The sequence below is a fragment of the Anoxybacillus ayderensis genome (assembly GCF_000833605.1).
GTDB lineage: Bacteria > Bacillota > Bacilli > Bacillales > Anoxybacillaceae > Anoxybacillus > Anoxybacillus ayderensis.
Genome location: NZ_JXTG01000001.1, coordinates 226,735 through 244,397 on the forward strand (window position 1 = coordinate 226,735; position 17,663 = coordinate 244,397).

At 41.6% G+C, this 17,663-nt stretch carries 20 protein-coding genes; all 20 read left to right on the forward strand.

Annotated elements, in window-relative coordinates; all coding sequences use genetic code 11:
* The 20 genes from flhB (at position 1) to dxr (ending at position 17,654) form a co-directional block, all read left to right on the forward strand.
* Positions 1-1,083: a flagellar biosynthesis protein FlhB gene (flhB, locus tag JV16_RS01200; protein WP_042533874.1), complete on the forward strand. Its 1,083-nt coding sequence runs from the start codon at positions 1-3 to the stop codon at positions 1,081-1,083.
* A gap of 31 nt (positions 1,084-1,114) precedes the next feature.
* Positions 1,115-3,151: a flagellar biosynthesis protein FlhA gene (flhA, locus tag JV16_RS01205; protein WP_021094198.1), complete on the forward strand. Its 2,037-nt coding sequence runs from the start codon at positions 1,115-1,117 to the stop codon at positions 3,149-3,151.
* On the forward strand, positions 3,148-4,254 hold the full coding sequence (gene flhF / locus JV16_RS01210) for a flagellar biosynthesis GTPase FlhF (RefSeq protein ID WP_021094197.1): 1,107 nt from the start codon (positions 3,148-3,150) through the stop codon (positions 4,252-4,254). The genes flhA and flhF overlap by 4 nt, the downstream gene beginning before the upstream one ends.
* Entirely contained in the window at positions 4,251-5,120 is an 870-nt protein-coding gene (locus JV16_RS01215; protein WP_021094196.1) for a MinD/ParA family protein, read from the forward strand. Before flhF ends, JV16_RS01215 begins: the two co-directional genes overlap by 4 nt.
* A gap of 12 nt (positions 5,121-5,132) precedes the next feature.
* Positions 5,133-6,203 (forward strand): protein-glutamate methylesterase/protein-glutamine glutaminase, encoded by a 1,071-nt coding sequence (locus JV16_RS01220; protein ID WP_042533876.1) that lies wholly within the window; start codon positions 5,133-5,135, stop codon positions 6,201-6,203.
* 14 nt (positions 6,204-6,217) lie between these two features.
* A complete protein-coding gene (locus JV16_RS01225; RefSeq protein ID WP_021094194.1) occupies positions 6,218-8,230 on the forward strand; it encodes a chemotaxis protein CheA in 2,013 nt (670 codons plus the stop codon).
* A 25-nt stretch (positions 8,231-8,255) separates the two neighbouring features.
* On the forward strand, positions 8,256-8,687 hold the full coding sequence (locus JV16_RS01230; RefSeq protein WP_021094193.1) for a chemotaxis protein CheW: 432 nt from the start codon (positions 8,256-8,258) through the stop codon (positions 8,685-8,687).
* A gap of 7 nt (positions 8,688-8,694) precedes the next feature.
* Entirely contained in the window at positions 8,695-9,330 is a 636-nt protein-coding gene (locus tag JV16_RS01235; RefSeq protein ID WP_021094192.1) for a chemotaxis protein CheC, read from the forward strand.
* Positions 9,323-9,823, forward strand: coding sequence for a chemotaxis protein CheD (locus JV16_RS01240; RefSeq protein ID WP_035062979.1), 501 nt, complete (start codon positions 9,323-9,325; stop codon positions 9,821-9,823). Before JV16_RS01235 ends, JV16_RS01240 begins: the two co-directional genes overlap by 8 nt.
* Positions 9,823-10,137 (forward strand): hypothetical protein, encoded by a 315-nt coding sequence (locus JV16_RS01245; protein WP_021094190.1) that lies wholly within the window; start codon positions 9,823-9,825, stop codon positions 10,135-10,137. Before JV16_RS01240 ends, JV16_RS01245 begins: the two co-directional genes overlap by 1 nt.
* A 28-nt stretch (positions 10,138-10,165) precedes the next feature.
* Positions 10,166-10,906: a FliA/WhiG family RNA polymerase sigma factor gene (locus JV16_RS01250; protein WP_042533880.1), complete on the forward strand. Its 741-nt coding sequence runs from the start codon at positions 10,166-10,168 to the stop codon at positions 10,904-10,906.
* Positions 10,907-10,940: 34 nt separating this feature from the next.
* Positions 10,941-11,198: a hypothetical protein gene (locus JV16_RS01255; RefSeq protein ID WP_021094188.1), complete on the forward strand. Its 258-nt coding sequence runs from the start codon at positions 10,941-10,943 to the stop codon at positions 11,196-11,198.
* Positions 11,199-11,208: 10 nt separating this feature from the next.
* The gene (locus tag JV16_RS01260) at positions 11,209-11,664 is read left to right on the forward strand and encodes a hypothetical protein (protein ID WP_021094187.1); all 456 of its coding nucleotides are present in this window, start codon (positions 11,209-11,211) and stop codon (positions 11,662-11,664) included.
* Positions 11,665-11,803: 139 nt separating this feature from the next.
* Entirely contained in the window at positions 11,804-12,511 is a 708-nt protein-coding gene (gene rpsB / locus JV16_RS01265; protein WP_021094186.1) for a 30S ribosomal protein S2, read from the forward strand.
* A gap of 130 nt (positions 12,512-12,641) precedes the next feature.
* A complete protein-coding gene (gene tsf, locus JV16_RS01270; RefSeq protein WP_021094185.1) occupies positions 12,642-13,523 on the forward strand; it encodes a translation elongation factor Ts in 882 nt (293 codons plus the stop codon).
* A gap of 62 nt (positions 13,524-13,585) precedes the next feature.
* Positions 13,586-14,308, forward strand: coding sequence for a UMP kinase (gene pyrH / locus JV16_RS01275; RefSeq protein ID WP_021094184.1), 723 nt, complete (start codon positions 13,586-13,588; stop codon positions 14,306-14,308).
* A 1-nt stretch (position 14,309) separates the two neighbouring features.
* A complete protein-coding gene (gene frr / locus JV16_RS01280) occupies positions 14,310-14,861 on the forward strand; it encodes a ribosome recycling factor (RefSeq protein ID WP_009732918.1) in 552 nt (183 codons plus the stop codon).
* A 93-nt stretch (positions 14,862-14,954) separates the two neighbouring features.
* Complete coding sequence (locus JV16_RS01285; RefSeq protein WP_042533883.1) at positions 14,955-15,719, forward strand: isoprenyl transferase; 765 nt, start codon at positions 14,955-14,957, stop codon at positions 15,717-15,719.
* Positions 15,720-15,725: 6 nt separating this feature from the next.
* Entirely contained in the window at positions 15,726-16,493 is a 768-nt protein-coding gene (locus JV16_RS01290) for a phosphatidate cytidylyltransferase (protein WP_042533885.1), read from the forward strand.
* Between the two features lie 15 nt (positions 16,494-16,508).
* Complete coding sequence (gene dxr / locus JV16_RS01295) at positions 16,509-17,654, forward strand: 1-deoxy-D-xylulose-5-phosphate reductoisomerase (RefSeq protein WP_171334596.1); 1,146 nt, start codon at positions 16,509-16,511, stop codon at positions 17,652-17,654.
* Positions 17,655-17,663 lie beyond the last annotated feature (9 nt).

Here is a 17,663-nt window from a genome sequence, read left to right on the forward strand (position 1 = left end):
GTGAGCTGGCTGTCGGTTGATTTGCAGTTTTTCGCCGGAGAAAAAACAGAAAAAGCAACGCCGAGAAAACGGCAAGAAGTGCGCAAAAAAGGGCAAGTAGCGAAAAGTGCTGATGCGACTGCAGCTTTTTTAATGCTCGTCGTTTTTCTTACTCTTTCGTTTTCTTCGGGCTTGTGGGGAGATGCGATTGTACGACTGTTTCGTCAATCTTTTCAACATTATTTTTTCATGGATGTGACGGTTGATTCTGTGCAGCTTATTTTTGTTGACCTTCTTCGCCAGCTTGCGATGCTTGTTGGACCGATTTTTTTAGCCTCGATTGCCGCAGCGCTATTTGTTAATTTTGTGCAAGTTGGCTTTTTGTTTACGACAGAACCGTTGCAAATGAAACTAAGTAAACTCGATCCGATTCAAGGATTCAAGCGCATCTTTTCCCTTCGTTCACTTGTAGAATTGTTAAAGTCGATTTTAAAAGTGCTGTTTGTTGGCGTTGTGACATTTTCAGTTTTATGGTTGCACATGGGTGATATTTTATCGCTATCCCATAAATCAATTGGTGCTAGTGCGATCACGCTTGGACGTTTAACGATTCAAATGGGGATCGTCGCTTCTGTCGCTTTACTGTTTCTTTCGATATTCGATTATTTGTATCAACGGTACGATTTTGAAAAAAATATTCGTATGTCAAAGCAAGATATTAAAGATGAATATAAAAAGACGGAAGGAGACCCGCTCATTAAATCGCGCATTAAGCAAAAGCAGCGAGAAATGGCGATGCGCCGTATGATGCAAGAAGTGCCGAAAGCAGATGTTGTTATTACAAACCCGACGCATTTTGCCGTTGCGTTAAAGTATGATGAACAACAAGCAGATGCCCCGATCGTTGTCGCCAAAGGGGCAGACTATATGGCACAAAAAATAAAAGATATTGCTAAAAAAAACGATGTGATGATCGTTGAAAATCGTCCGCTTGCGCGCGCACTATACGATCAAACAGATATCGGGATGGTTATTCCGGAAGCTTTTTTCAAAGCGGTAGCAGAAATTTTAGCGTACGTTTATAAAACGAAAAATAAACTTTAATTTTTATGTATGTGAACAGGAGAGAACGTTTATGTCGGCAAGGGACTTATCTGTATTACTTATGGTTGTATTAATTGTAGCGATGCTCATCATCCCTCTACCATCATGGTTGCTTAGCATCCTCATTATTATGAATATTTCTCTTGCGTTGCTCGTTCTCTTAACATCGATGAATATGCGCGAACCGCTCCAATTTTCGATCTTCCCTTCGCTTCTCCTTTTGCTTACATTATTTCGCCTCGGTTTGAACGTTTCAACGACTCGCTCGATTTTGAGCAGAGGAGAAGCAGGAGGAGTCGTTGAAACGTTTGGAACGTTCGTCATCGGTGGAAATGTTGTTGTTGGTTTTGTTGTCTTTTTAATTTTAATTATTATTCAATTTGTCGTCATTACAAAAGGGGCGGAGCGCGTATCAGAAGTTGCGGCTCGTTTTACGCTCGATGCGATGCCGGGAAAACAAATGAGCATTGATGCCGATTTAAATGCCGGCATTATCTCCGAACAACAAGCGAGAGAACGACGTGAAAAAATTGCGCAAGAAGCGGATTTTTACGGTGCGATGGACGGAGCGAGTAAGTTCGTAAAAGGTGACGCGATCGCAGGAATTATTATTGTATTAATTAACATGTTATTTGGAATCGTCATCGGCATGGTGCAACAAGGGATGGACATCGGGGAAGCAGCAAGAAGATATACGCTATTGACCGTTGGGGACGGAATTGTTAGCCAAATTCCAGCGTTATTAATTTCAACGGCCACTGGTATTGTCGTCACCCGTGCAGCCTCTGATGATAATTTAGGTGCCGACATTATGCGGCAGCTGTTTGCGTATCCGAAAATGTTATACGTCACAGCGGGAACCATTTTTTTACTCGGGTTGTTCACTCCAATTAATGATTTGTTAACGATTCCGATTGCTTCTTTGCTTGCTTTCGGCGCATATCAATTGACAAAACAAGCTCGTGTGGCAGAAACGACAACAGAAGAGACAGAAGAGGAAATCGAAACCGATCAAATGAAAAGTCCAGAAAGTGTTGTTAGTTTATTAAGTGTCGACCCAATTGAATTTGAGTTTGGGTACGGACTCATTCCGCTTGCTGACGCTAATCAAGGCGGAGATTTATTAGATCGTATCGTCATGATTCGTCGCCAACTTGCTTTAGAGCTTGGTATCGTCATTCCTGTTGTTCGCATTCGTGATAACATTCAACTGCAGCCGAATGAGTATCGACTAAAAATTAAAGGAAATGAAGTGGCGCGTGGCGAGTTGTTGCTTGATCATTATTTAGCGATGAGCCCTGGCGTTGATGATGATTCCATTGAAGGAATCGATACGATTGAGCCGGCTTTCGGTTTGCCAGCAAAATGGATTTCCGAAGAAATGAAAGAGCGAGCTGAAATGTTTGGATATACGGTCGTTGATCCGCCATCTGTCGTATCGACGCATATCACTGAGCTGTTAAAAGCGCATGCGCATGAGTTGCTCGGTCGACAAGAAACGAAGCAGTTAATCGATCATGTCAAAGAATCGTATCCAATTTTAGTTGAAGAAGTGACGCCGAATCCACTATCGGTTGGCGACATTCAAAAAGTGCTTGCGAATTTATTACGTGAAAAAGTATCGATCCGCAATTTGCCGGTTATTTTTGAAACGCTTGCAGATTTTGGACGAATGACAACAGATCCAGATCTTTTAACAGAATATGTGCGTCAAGCGCTCGCGCGTCAAATTACGAGCCAGTATGTTGTTGAAGGTCAGCCGTTGCGTGTTATTACATTATCAGGAAAAGTTGAAAAAATGATTGCCGAAGGCGTGCAACAAACGGAACACGGCAATTACTTGGCGCTTGATCCCGTTGTTTCACAAGCGATTATTGAAGCGATTGCTATGCAAATTGAGCAATTTCCGTTTCAAGATCAATCACCGATTTTACTTTGCTCGCCGGCTGTGCGCATGTATGTTAGACAATTAACCGAACGATATTTCCGTCACGTTCCGGTCTTGTCGTATAATGAACTTGAAGCCAATGTGGAAGTTCAAAGTGTTGGGGTGGTGAATGTGGAATGAAAGTAAAAAAGTTTGTTGCTTCGTCTATGCCAGAAGCGATGAAAATGATTCGTGCGGAACTTGGAAATGATGCTGTTATTTTAAACTCGAAAGTCGTACAAAAAAAGGGCTTTCTTGGTCTATTTTCCCGAAAAAATATTGAAGTGATTGCTGCCGTTGATCCAAAGCCAACCACTCCGCCTGTTCAAAAAATGAAAGAAAAACGAAAAGAGCGCACAGAACCGTTGCGTGATGAACAGCTATTAAAAGAAATTCATGAATTAAAAGCGACGATCCGTCAGTTGTCACAAGGAGGGGGAGTTGAGCATTACCCCGCTCCGTTAAAAGCGATAGATGCCCATTTAATTGATCAAGAAGTAAGCGATGATGTGCGAGCGATGTTCATGTCTACTTTGTTGCAACGATGGTACACGTCGGGAGCGAACGGATCGTATGACGAAGTAAAGAAATGGCTTTATGAGGAAATTGTAAACACATTATCTTCTCTTTCGTTCGGCGGTATTTCTTTTCAAAAAAAATTCGTTAACGTTGTTGGACCAACAGGGGTTGGAAAAACGACGACACTGGCGAAAATGGCAGCCGATTGCGTCATTAAACATAGAAAAAAAGTAGCATTTATTACGACCGATACGTATCGCATCGCAGCGATTGATCAGCTAAAAACATATGCAAAAATTTTAAATGTGCCAATTGAAGTATGTTACAATCTTGACGATTTTCGCCAAGCAAAAGAGAAGCTTACATCGTACGATATTGTTTTTATTGATACGGCCGGAAGAAATTTTCGCAACGTCCAATATGTGAACGATTTAAAAGAAATGATCGATTTTAATGAAGAAATGGAAACATTTCTCGTCTTATCGTTAACAGCGAAATGGCGAGATATGAAAGAAATTTATACACAGTTTTCCCTCATTCCGATTCATAAATTTATTTTCACGAAAATGGACGAAACGAGTCGGCATGGGGCGATGTTAAATATGATGGTTCAATGCGGTATCGGTACAGCGTATATGACGCACGGGCAAAACGTGCCAGACGATATCGTTGAAGCTACTCCACAACTTGTGGCAAATATGATTACCGGGGTCGAGCAACAATGATGAGAGATCAAGCGGAAAGCTTACGTTTACGTGTGAAAAAAATGCAACACGGTTCAGAAACGAAAGCGATTGCTGTGTTAAGTGGAAAAGGTGGCGTTGGAAAGTCGAACGTTTCGCTAAACTTTTCATTAGCGCTACGTCAGCGGGGGAAACATGTATTGTTGTTTGATATGGATATCGGAATGGGAAATATCGACATTTTACTTGGACAAACGTCATCCCATACGATCATCGATATTTTTCGTCCAAATGTCACCATTCATGATATTATAAAGACAGGACCGAATGAGTTGGCGTTTATTGCAGGGGGAACGGGATTTACCGAAATTTTTCATATGGACGAACAACAAGTGGAATATTTTATTGAACAGTTACAACACGTTTCTGTGCAATATGATTACATCATTTTTGATATGGGAGCGGGGATGTCCGAAGATCGTCTTCAATTGTTAAAGGCGGTTGATGATATTTTCATCGTAACAACCCCTGAACCAACCGCTTTAACTGATGCATACGCAACGATGAAATACATTCATTTAGCGGACCCACACCTTCCGATTTATGTGCTAGTGAATCGTGTGCGTTCGGATAAAGAAGGAATCGAAACGTTACAACGTTTAAAACAAGTGGCGAAACGTTTTTTAGGAAAAGAGTTACATGCCTTAGGATATGTGCCAGAAGATCGAACAGTAAGCACAGCTGTTATTCGTCAAACGCCTTTTCTTTTGTTTGATCCGAGTGCGAAGGCGAGCAAGGCGGTAGTACAAATGACAGATCGCTATTTAGCAGATGAAGAGCATGAGGGGAAAGAGAAACGCCCGTTTCACTTTTTTGCCAAGCTGCGTCAATACTTTTTAGAAAGGTAGGTTATCATCGCCGTGAAGAAAGCAAAAGTGCTTGTCGTTGATGACTCTGCTTTTATGCGAAAATTAATTAGCGACTTTTTGTCAGAACATCCCCGCTTGCACGTTGTCGGTACAGCACGTGATGGACAAGAAGCGCTACAAAAAATTGAGCAATTACAACCTGATGTTGTCACGTTAGATGTTGAGATGCCTGTCATGAACGGGCTTGAGACGCTAAAGCATATTATGCAGAAACGTCCGCTTCCTGTTGTGATGATTTCAAGCACGACGACAGAAGGAGCGGAAAATACAATTTTAGCGTTGCAATACGGTGCCGTTGATTTTATTGCTAAGCCCTCAGGTGCCATCTCGCTAGATTTATATAAAATTAAAGATAAAATGATCGAAAAGGTGCTTTTAGCGAGCGAAGCGAATTTGCGAACGGTAAAGACAAAGCAAAAAATGTCTATGTTGCCACAAAAGCAATATAGTAAAATAGAGGTAAGCGAACGACAACATGTGAGCGGAAACAAAAAAATCATCGCCATCGGTACATCGACGGGTGGACCGCGTGCGCTTCAGCACGTGTTAACGAAATTTCCAGCGACCATTGATGCACCTATTTTAGTTGTGCAACATATGCCAAAAGGATTTACAAAATCGTTAGCGAACCGCCTCGATTCGTTATGCGATATTCGGGTGAAAGAAGCAGAAGACGGTGAAGTTATTCAAAAAGGGACGGCATATATCGCACCGGGTGGAAAACATTTACATGTCAAACATGTCGGTACATCGCTTACCATTCATCTCGATGAAGCAGCACCGCGCAACGGACACCGCCCTTCGGTTGACGTCATGTTTGAGTCGTTAAGCGCCCTAACAGATTACGAAAAAATTGCCGTCGTTATGACGGGAATGGGTTCAGACGGCACAGCAGGATTAAAACAGTTAAAAATGTCTGGTAAAACGTTTGTTATTGCAGAATCTGCTGAATCTTCAGTCGTATTCGGTATGCCAAAATCGGCCATTGCTGCGAACGTCGTTGATGAAATTGTTCATGTTGATGATATTGCTGAAGCGGTAATGAAGCACGTACAAGTTTGAGGGGGATAGGAACAATGGACATGAATCAATACCTCGAAGTGTTTATTGATGAAAGTAAAGAACATTTACAAACGATTAACGAACAATTGTTAGAGCTTGAAAAAAATCCAGATGACGTGTCGATCGTCAATGAAATTTTCCGTTCTGCCCACACGTTAAAAGGGATGTCAGCGACGATGGGATTTGAGGACTTAGCGAATTTAACACACCAAATGGAAAATGTGCTTGATGGCATTCGCAATGGGAAAATTGCTGTGACACCTGAGTTGCTTGATGTCATTTTCCGTGCCGTTGACGATTTAGAAGCGATGGTTGTTTCCATTGCGGAAGGTGGGGATGGAAAGCGTGACGTTACAGCCGTTGTCGCGCAGTTAAAGCAAATCGAAAAAGGAGAAGTCGTTGTCGCTCCACAAAAAAGCAATGCAATCCAAGAGCAAACATACGATGAATTTGAATACACCATTTTAAAACAGTCAGCTGAGCAAGGATTTCATAGCTACGAAGTGAGCGTAAAATTGCGTTCCGACTGCTTATTAAAAGCGGCTCGTGTATTTATGATTTTTGAAGTCATTGAACAAATTGGTGAAGTAATCAAATCTGTTCCGTCAGTAGAAATGCTTGAAGCAGAACAATTTGACGATCAATTTGTCGTGACAGTTGTGACAAAAGTATCACAAGATGAGTTACAAAAACGCATTATGAAAGTGTCCGAGGTAGAAGAAGTAAACGTTCAGCCGGTTGATTTACATAGATCTGAAAACACGGTCGAACAAAAAGAAGAGCAGAAAGAGGAACAAAAAGAAGAAACAAAAACGGTTGAACAAACGGTTGAGAAAAAACAAGAAGCACAAGAAGAAAAGCAAACGGGAAAGCAAGTGAGCAATAAAACGATTCGCGTAAATATTGAGCGGCTCGACATATTAATGAATTTGTTCGAAGAGCTCGTCATTGATCGCGGCCGATTGGAACAAATTTCACGCGAGCTAAACAACCCAGAATTACACGAAACGGTTGAACGTATGTCACGCATTTCAGGCGATTTGCAAAACATCATTTTAAATATGCGCATGGTCCCTGTTGAAACGGTATTTAACCGCTTCCCGCGCATGGTTCGTCAATTAGCTCGCGATTTAGGAAAGAAAATTAACCTTGAAATTATCGGAGCAGAAACGGAGCTTGATCGCACGGTGATTGATGAGATCGGCGATCCGCTCGTTCACTTATTGCGCAATGCGATCGACCACGGTATTGAAACGCCAGATGTGCGCCGTGCGAAAGGAAAGCCGGAAGAGGGGACAGTCAAGTTAAAAGCGTATCATAGCGGCAACCATGTATTTATTGAAATTGAAGATGACGGTGCAGGCATTAGCCGTGAAAAAGTGTTGAGAAAAGCGATTAGTAAAGGGATTATCTCCGAGCAAAATGCGGCGAATTTAACGGATAAACAAGTATATGAGCTTATTTTTGCTTCAGGTTTTTCGACAGCAGATAAAGTATCTGATATTTCTGGACGTGGCGTCGGCTTAGATGTTGTAAAAAGCACGATCGAATCGCTTGGTGGTTCGGTATCAATTGATTCAGAGGAAGGAGTCGGCTCCGTCTTTTCGATTCAACTACCGCTTACACTATCTATTATTTCTGTCATGTTAGTTGAAATTCAAAAGGAAAAATATGCGATTCCACTGTCATCTATTATCGAAACGGCTATTGTCAAGAAAGAAGATATTTTACATGCTCATAACCAAAAAGTCATTGATTTCCGTGGAAAAGTTGTTCCGCTTTTATTCTTAAAAGATATTTTTGAAGTGCCTGTCGTCAAGGAAGAAGACGATTTCTTATCGGTCGTCATGGTGCGGAAGGGTGAAAAAATGGCTGGACTTGTCGTCGATTCGTTTATTGGTCAACAAGAAGTGGTGTTAAAATCGCTTGGCAACTACTTAACGTCCGTGTTTGCGATTTCTGGAGCGACCATTTTAGGTGACGGACAAGTGGCGCTCATTATTGACTGCAATGCGCTCATTAAGTAGGGACAAGCGAGAGGGGGAATATAATGTGGCTGAGCTGAAAGTGATTGTATTTCAATTAAAAGACGAAGAATATGCCATTCCAGTTCAACAAGTGCGTTCAATTGAAAAAATTCAACATATTACGCGCGTTCCTCGCGTTCCGAAGTATGTGAAAGGCGTCATCAATTTGCGCGGCGTTGTAACACCGATTATTGACTTGCGCATGCGTTTCGGTTTAGAGGAAGCCGAGTTTTCTGACCATACGCGCGTCATTATCGTTGCGCTCGATGATATGGAAGTCGGTTTAATTGTTGATGCGGCAAACGATGTCGTTGATATTTCAACAGAAGCGATTGAACCGCCACCAGAGGTAGTGGATACATCAACAGCGGAATATATTAACGGTGTTGTGAAAATTGGAAAACGACTATTCATTTTATTAAACTTAGAAAAAGTATTAAAAACAGAGAAAGGATAAATCGTCCATGTCATATTTTGAACGGATGGATGCCTTCCATATGGACATACTAAAAGAGATTGGAAATATTGGTGCGGGTCACGCAGCAACAGCGTTATCGAAGCTGTTAAATAAAAAAATTGAAATGACGATTCCGGATGTGCGTATCATTTCATTTGATGAAATGATGGATATTGTTGGAGGAGCTGACAATGTCGTCGCCGCTGTTTTCTTGCGCATTGAAGGAGATGCGCCGGGGAATATGTTTTTCGTATTATCTATTGAACAAGCGGAGCGGTTTATTCAGCAAATGATTGGCGATGAACAGTTTAAACTAGAGCAAGATTGTTCCGAATTGTCGCTATCTGCGTTGCAAGAGCTAGGCAACATTTTAGCCGGTTCGTATTTATCGTCTTTGTCAGATTTTACTCATTTAAATTTATATCCATCTGTTCCGGCGCTTAGCATTGATATGATTGGTGCGATTTTAAGCTATGGATTAATTGAAATGTCGCGCGTTGGCGATCATGTCATTGTCGTTGATACAGCCATTCATGAAGAACATCAGCCTGATGACCGTGTAAATGGACACTTTTTCCTACTCCCTGACCCTGAATCATTTCACATTATTTTTCGGGCTTTAGGTGTGGAACATGATGAGTGAAATTGTTCAAGTAGTAAAAGTAGGAATTGCTGACATGAATGTAGTAAAGGCACCACATGTCATTCGTACATGTGGACTTGGCTCTTGCGTCGGTGTCGTTGTGTATGATTTAGCAAAAGAAGTGGCAGGGATGGCGCATGTCATGCTCCCTGACTCATCGTTAGCAAAATCCGAAAACATGAATGTAGCAAAATATGCCGACACTGCGATTGAAGAGTTAGTGCGCCGAGTCATTGGGGCGGGGGGAAGAAATGGTCATTTGAAGGCAAAAATGGCTGGCGGTGCGCAAATGTTTCAGTTTCGTACAGGTACGACAGATATGATGCGCATCGGACCGCGCAACGTTGAGGCTGTTCGTGAGCAGCTTCAACGTTTTCGCATCCCAATCGTTGCTGAAGACGTCGGAGGGAGTAGTGGACGAACGATTGAATTTCATCCGAAAACAGGCATGTTGCTCATTCGAACAGTAAATCAAGGGGTACGGGAAATGTAATGGCTAGTACATGGAAATTTAACGTGATGTTTGCCTTATTTGGCTGTATCGTCGCTTTTTTTTCTTCATTATTGCAAAATAGTGTATCGACATCTATGATACGTGCGTTGATCGCATTTGTTATTTTCTTTGTTTTTGCATTTATCATTCGTTGGATGATGGCGTTTATTCAAAAAGATGTATCGACACAAAACATGTCGTTCACATCATCAGATGAAATCGAAGTGGAACAGATGATTGAAAATTTAAACGAAGAAGAGCAACAAAAAGTAGCAGAGTATATTCGGCAACTATTGAGGCAGGAAGAAAAGTAAATGAACGTTAACATTTAGGGGGGATGATATGATTGAGCAATGCTGGCAAAAGTGGATTGATGCTCGCGATCGCGAGGCTTGCGATCAACTGATTGAAAAATATATGCCACTTGTCGATTATCATGTGCAACGTATTGCTTCATCCCTTCCGAAAAGCGTGAAAAGAGAAGATTTAAAAAGTTTAGCGCTACTTGGCTTATATGATGCGCTAGAAAAGTTCGATCCTTCACGCGATTTAAAATTTGATACGTATGCTTCCTTTCGCATTCGTGGCGCGATTTTAGACGGATTGCGCAAAGAAGATTGGCTTCCGCGCAGCGTACGAGACAAGGCGAAAAAAATAGAAGCAACAATTGAGCAGTTGCAACAAACTTACATGCGTGATGTCAGCGCTAAAGAAGTGGCGGAAGCATTAAACATTTCAGAAGATGAAGTGTATGCGGTGATGAGCGAACAGTTTTTCGCCAATGTTTTATCTTTAGATGAGCGACCGTTTGATGATGACGACGATCAACCGTCATTTACGATTCGCGATGATCGATCTCTGTCGCCCGAAGAACATATGTTGCGTGAAGAACAAATTGCGCAATTAGCGAATATCATTCAACAGCTAAATGAAAAAGAACAGCTAGTCATTAGTTTATTTTACAAAGAAGAATTGACGTTTACAGAAATCGGACATATTATGGGACTGTCCACGTCACGAATTTCCCAAATTCACGCAAAAGCCTTATTTAAAATGCGCAAACTGATTGAGCAAGCGATATGACAGTCCTTCATCACTTTATGAAGGAAGTGAGAACATGAGTTTAAAATTAGTCGAGTTACAAGTGGCGTTGCCGAAAACGCATGAGCTCGGAAAATGGCAAGAACATATGCAACAATACGGACAGCTTGCTCAGCAACAGCTTGCAACAGAAATGAAAAAACAAGATGAGCGCATTCGGCAACAAGTGACGAGAGCGGAACAAAGCGAACGCGCGAAGTGGAAAAAACAGTCTGAGAAAAAAGAAAAAAGTAAACATCCTTACAAAGGAACACATATTGATTTTATCGGATAAGAGGGATGATATGACGACGTTTTTATGGTTGATCAGCTTCGTTCTGCATGGTGTCTCGCTTTTTCTCATTATTCTTTTATCATTAAAATGGGCAAAAATTAAAGAGACAGAAAGAGAGCAAGCGGAGCTAATTCGCGAAATGGAAACGATGATGACGACATATTTAATGCAGTTTAAAGAGGAAAACGAACGATTTGTTAAACAAATGACATCATCGGCCGTTCGTCAAAAGAAAAAAGAAGCCTCTCCCCTATTTCGAGACGAACAAGTGCGACTTCCAGTTGACGACGTTGTTGACCGAGTGGAATTATCAACAACTTCGCCGAAGGAAGAGCCGTCGCTCGAGTCGCTCATTTCAGAAGCGTTAAAACTTCAACAACAAGGAAAAACAATGGATGAAATCGCGAAAGCATTGAAGCGTGGGAAGACAGAAATAGAGCTTTTGCTTAAATTTCACCAAAAGTAGTTGAATGTGCTTTTTAATTATGATATAGTTCTATTTGGTGTGAATACACACGCTCATCGATTTAAGCAACGGTGCTGCTTTGCAGTCTTGCTTAAAAATGACGTGAGCGGAGGAAAAAAACCATCTAGGAGGATGAAAGATGTCTGTTATTTCAATGAAACAGTTGCTTGAAGCAGGGGTTCACTTCGGGCATCAAACACGTCGTTGGAACCCAAAAATGAAAAAATACATTTTCACTGAGCGCAATGGTATTTACATCATTGACTTGCAAAAAACAGTGAAAAAAGTAGAAGAAGCGTACAACTTCGTCAAAGAACTTGCGGCAAACGGCGGCAAAATTTTATTCGTTGGTACGAAAAAACAAGCGCAAGATTCTGTGAAAGAAGAAGCAGAACGTTCTGGCATGTTCTACGTAAACCAACGTTGGTTAGGTGGGACGTTAACAAACTTTGCAACGATCCAAAAACGTATTAAACGTTTAAAAGAGATCGAAAGAATGGCTGAAGACGGCACATTCGATGTATTGCCTAAAAAAGAAGTGGTAAAACTAAAGAAAGAATTAGAGCGTCTTGAAAAGTTTTTAGGCGGTATTAAAGAAATGAAAGAATTGCCAGATGCGTTATTTGTTATCGACCCACGCAAAGAGCGCATTGCCGTTGCAGAAGCTCGTAAATTAAACATTCCGATCATCGGAATCGTGGATACAAACTGCGATCCAGACGAAATCGACTACGTCATTCCTGCGAACGACGATGCGATTCGCGCTGTGAAGCTTCTTACAGCTAAAATTGCGGATGCGATTTTAGAAGCAAAACAAGGCGAAGAAGCGGTTGTCACAGCTGAGTAAACATGTGAAAGGTGATAAGAGGGGGAAGCCTTTTATCACCTTTTTTTAAGAAAATCGGGCATACTAAGCATACAAACCGTTTCGGTTTGTGTACATACGATTTCGCACATAAAAAAGGAGGATGTTTGACATGGCAATTACTGCTCAAATGGTAAAAGAATTGCGCGAAAAAACAGGTGCAGGAATGATGGACTGCAAAAAAGCATTAACAGAAACAAACGGTGATATGGAAAAAGCGATCGACTGGCTTCGTGAAAAAGGAATGGCGAAAGCAGCGAAGAAAGCAGATCGTATCGCAGCGGAAGGAACAACGTTAATCGAAGTAGATGAAAATACAGCAGTGATTTTAGAAGTAAACTCTGAAACAGACTTCGTTGCGAAAAACGAAGGGTTTAAAACATTAGTAAAAGAATTAGCTGACCATTTATTAAAACATAAACCTGCAACAGTCGAAGAAGCTTTACAACAAAAAATGGATAACGGTGCGACAGTAGAAGAACACATTAATGCAGCGATCGCTAAAATTGGTGAAAAAATTACATTACGTCGCTTTGCGGTTGTTGAAAAAGGAGACAACGCTGCATTCGGTGCGTACTTACACATGGGTGGTCGCATTGCTGTATTAACTGTATTAGAAGGTACAACAAATAGCGACGTTGCGAAAGATGTAGCGATGCACATCGCGGCAATTAATCCAAAATACGTTTCTCGCGATGAAGTATCTGCAGATGAAATCGCTCGCGAGCGCGAAGTGTTAAAACAACAAGCATTAAATGAAGGAAAGCCTGAAAATATCGTTGAAAAAATGGTTGAAGGCCGTTTAGGCAAATTCTTTGAAGACATTTGCTTACTTGAGCAAAGCTTCGTGAAAAATCCAGATGTGAAAGTGCGTCAATTTGTAGAGTCTAATGGTGCAACTGTGAAAAGCTTCATCCGTTACGAAGTAGGCGAAGGTATTGAAAAGCGCCAAGATAACTTTGCTGAAGAAGTTATGAGCCAAGTTCGTAAGTAATGAAGACAAATAGGGAACACATATGTGTTCCCTATTTTTAAAGAACGGTATGGAGGTTTACAATGGAAAGTCCAAAGTATAAACGTGTCGTTTTAAAACTAAGCGGTGAAGCGTTAGCGGGAGAGCAAGGATTTGGAATTAATCCGTCTGTCATTAAATCGATCGCTCAACAAGTAAAAGAAGTGGCAGAACTAGGAGTCGAAGTTGCCGTTGTCGTTGGGGGCGGAAACATTTGGCGTGGAAAAATTGGTAGCGAAATGGGGATGGACCGCGCCACAGCTGATTACATGGGAATGTTAGCAACGGTGATGAACTCGCTCGCGCTGCAAGATAGCTTAGAGCAGCTCGGTGTACAAACGCGTGTGCAAACGTCGATTGAAATGCGCCAAGTAGCCGAGCCGTACATTCGAAGAAGAGCGATTCGTCACTTAGAGAAAAAACGTGTCGTCATTTTTGCAGCAGGAACAGGAAACCCGTACTTTTCAACAGATACGACAGCCGCGCTTCGTGCTGCAGAAATTGAAGCGGATGTCATTTTAATGGCGAAAAACAACGTAGACGGTGTATATAGCGCCGATCCAAAAGTGGACAAAAACGCAGTCAAATATGATGAACTCTCTTATTTAGATGTCATTAAACAAGGATTAGGCGTCATGGACTCGACTGCTTCATCGCTATGTATGGATAACGATATTCCACTCATTGTTTTCTCCATTATGGAAGAAGGAAATATTAAACGTGCTGTATTAGGTGAAAATATCGGAACAATTGTAAGGGGGAAATAACATGCAAGTATTAACGAACGCGAAAGAAAAGATGGATAAAGCGGTTCAAGCTTTTTCACGTGAACTTGCAACGATTCGTGCAGGTCGTGCGAATCCTGCATTATTAGAAAAAATTACGGTCGATTACTACGGCATGCCAACGCCAATTATTCAATTAGCCGGCATTCAAGTGCCTGAAGCGCGCCTGCTTGTCATTCAACCGTATGACAAATCTGTATTGAAAGAAATCGAAAAGGCGATTTTAGCATCAGATTTAGGTTTAACACCTTCAAACGACGGTTCAGTCATTCGCATTGCGATTCCACCGCTTACTGAAGAGCGCCGCCGTGAACTCGTTAAGCTTGTGAAAAAATATGCTGAAGAAGCAAAAGTCGCTGTGCGCAACATTCGTCGCGATGCAAACGACGAGTTGAAAAAGCTAGAGAAAAACGGTGAAATTACTGAAGATGAATTGCGCGGTTATACAGAAGATATTCAAAAACTAACAGACGATCATATCGCAAAAATCGATGCGATTACGAAAGAAAAAGAGAAAGAAGTGATGGAAGTATAAGTCCCTCTATGTTTATAGAGGGTTTTTTGTTATAATTACGAAATAGGGCGCACAGCCTAATTACGATCGATCAAAGCTGGAGGACATGCGCTTATGTTTGAAAAGATGAAAAGATGGAAAAACAAAGAAGAAGCGTATTCAAAAGAAACCGTTTTACAAGGACCAATTCCTGCGCATGTGGCGATCATTATGGACGGAAACGGACGATGGGCGAAAAAACGTGCATTGCCACGGATGGCTGGACATTACGAAGGTATGCAAACGGTGCGAAAAATTACGCGCTTTGCCAACGAACTAGGTGTGAAAGTGTTAACGTTATATGCATTTTCAACAGAAAATTGGAAACGACCGAAAACAGAAGTCGATTATTTAATGCAGCTTCCTGAACAGTTTTTAACGACATTTTTGCCCGAGTTAATTGCAGAAAACGTACAAGTGCGCGTCATGGGACATAAAGACCAACTACCTTTACATACGTTACGTGCAGTCGATCAGGCGATCGAACAGACGAAACAAAATACCGGTTTAATTTTAAACTTTGCTTTAAACTACGGAAGCCGTGCAGAAATTGTACATGCGGTTCAAAAACTTGTTGACGATGTGCAAAACGGAGCGATTCAAGCAAACGATGTCGATGAACAGTTGTTTCATTCTTATTTAATGACAAACGATTTGCCTGATCCTGATTTGCTTATTCGCACAAGCGGGGAAATTCGTTTAAGTAACTTTATGCTTTGGCAATTAGCATATACAGAGTTTTGGTTTACAGATGTATTATGGCCAGACTTCACAGAACAACACTTTTTACAGGCGGTACATGAATTTCAGCAACGTAGCCGCCGATTTGGAGGCGTATAATTTCATATGAAACAAAGAATTGTGACAGCAATTATTGCAGCTTCAGTCTTTTTACCGATCGTCATATATGGCGGATGGCCATTTTTAGTCTTAACGTATATACTCGCTACGGTTGGTTTATTTGAACTTATTCGCATGAAAAAAATGTCGCTTTTTTCGTTTCCAAGCATCGTTAGTTTTCTTGTATTATGGCTCTTTTTATATCCGTATGAACATATGATAAACATATGGATCCTCATCATCGGACTCTTTTTGTTGCTCATTTATACGGTCATATCTAAAAATGCGTTTACGTTTGATGATGTTGGGTTTATGATTGCTTCTTTACTATATGTAGGCGTTGGGTTTTATTCGTTTTTTCACGTGCGCGAAGCAGGGTTGTCGTATATTTTTTATGCGCTCTTTTTAATTTGGGCAACGGATAGCGGAGCGTACTTTATTGGTCGAGCGCTTGGAAAACGAAAACTGTGGGAGCACATTAGCCCGAACAAAACAGTTGAAGGGGCTGTTGGAGGCATTTTATGTGCACTTTTTGTTGTCAGTGTTTATGAGTGGCTATCACCGTTTGCTCCATCTTTTCCGATGTTACTGATCGCGACAGTCGTTTTATCCGTTTTCGGCCAACTCGGTGACTTAGTGGAGTCGGCGTTTAAACGGCATTATGGAGTAAAAGATTCAGGTGCTATTTTGCCGGGGCATGGCGGCATTTTAGATCGCTTTGATAGTTTGTTGTTTATTTTACCAATTTTATATTTGTTTTACCTCATTGTTTAAAAAGGAGTGGACAGCTTGCGAGCAATTAGTTTATTAGGGGCGACGGGCTCGATTGGAATGCAAACGTTAGACGTCATTCGTGCTCATCGCGATGCGTTTCGTCTCGTTGCTTTTTCAGCTGGACGAAATATAGAACAGGCAAGAATGATCATTGAACAATTTTCACCAAAAGTTGTATGTGTTGCCCAAAAAGAAGATGCCGACATGTTGCAGAGCGAATATATTGGGCGAGTGCGCATCGTTTCAGGTGAAGATGGGCTCATTGAAGTGGCGACCGTTCAAGAAGCTGACATTGTCGTCAATGCGGTAGTAGGAAGCGTTGGACTAGTGCCTACGTTAAAAGCGATTGAGGCGAAAAAAACAATTGCGCTAGCTAATAAAGAAACGTTAGTTACCGCAGGCCATCTCGTTATGAAGCACGCGATCGATTACGGTGTGTCGATTTTGCCTGTGGACAGTGAACATTCCGCTATTTTCCAATGTTTACAAGGAGAACAACAAAAAAATATCGAATGTATTATTTTGACGGCATCCGGCGGCAGTTTTCGCGATCGTACGCGCGAGCAGCTAGAACATGTCACGGTGGAAGAAGCGCTAAAACATCCGAATTGGTCGATGGGAGCAAAAATTACGATCGACTCTGCAACGATGATGAATAAAGGGCTTGAAGTGATCGAAGCACATTGGTTGTTCCACCTACCGTACGAACAAATTGACGTTCTTTTACATAAAGAAAGCATCATTCATTCTATGGTGCAATTTCATGACGGAAGCGTAATTGCTCAGCTTGGAACGCCAGATATGCGCGTACCGATTCAATATGCGCTAACGTATCCGGATCGTTTTCCGCTACATATCGAACGACTGAACTTAGCACAAGTAGCCACGTTGCATTTTCAAAAAGTGGACATGAACCGGTTCCGTTGTTTACAATTTGCTTATGAGGCAGGAAACATAGGTGGAACGATGCCGACCGTATTAAATGCAGCGAATGAAGAAGCGGTGGCAGCCTTTTTAGCTGGACGAATATCGTTTTTAGCGATTGAACAATGCATTGAACAAGCGATGGAGCGGCACGTGCCGATTGCTCATCCAGATCTTGAGACGATTCGCGAAGTCGATCGTGAAACGAGACAATATGTAAAATCACTACACATGTAAAAGGTGGTT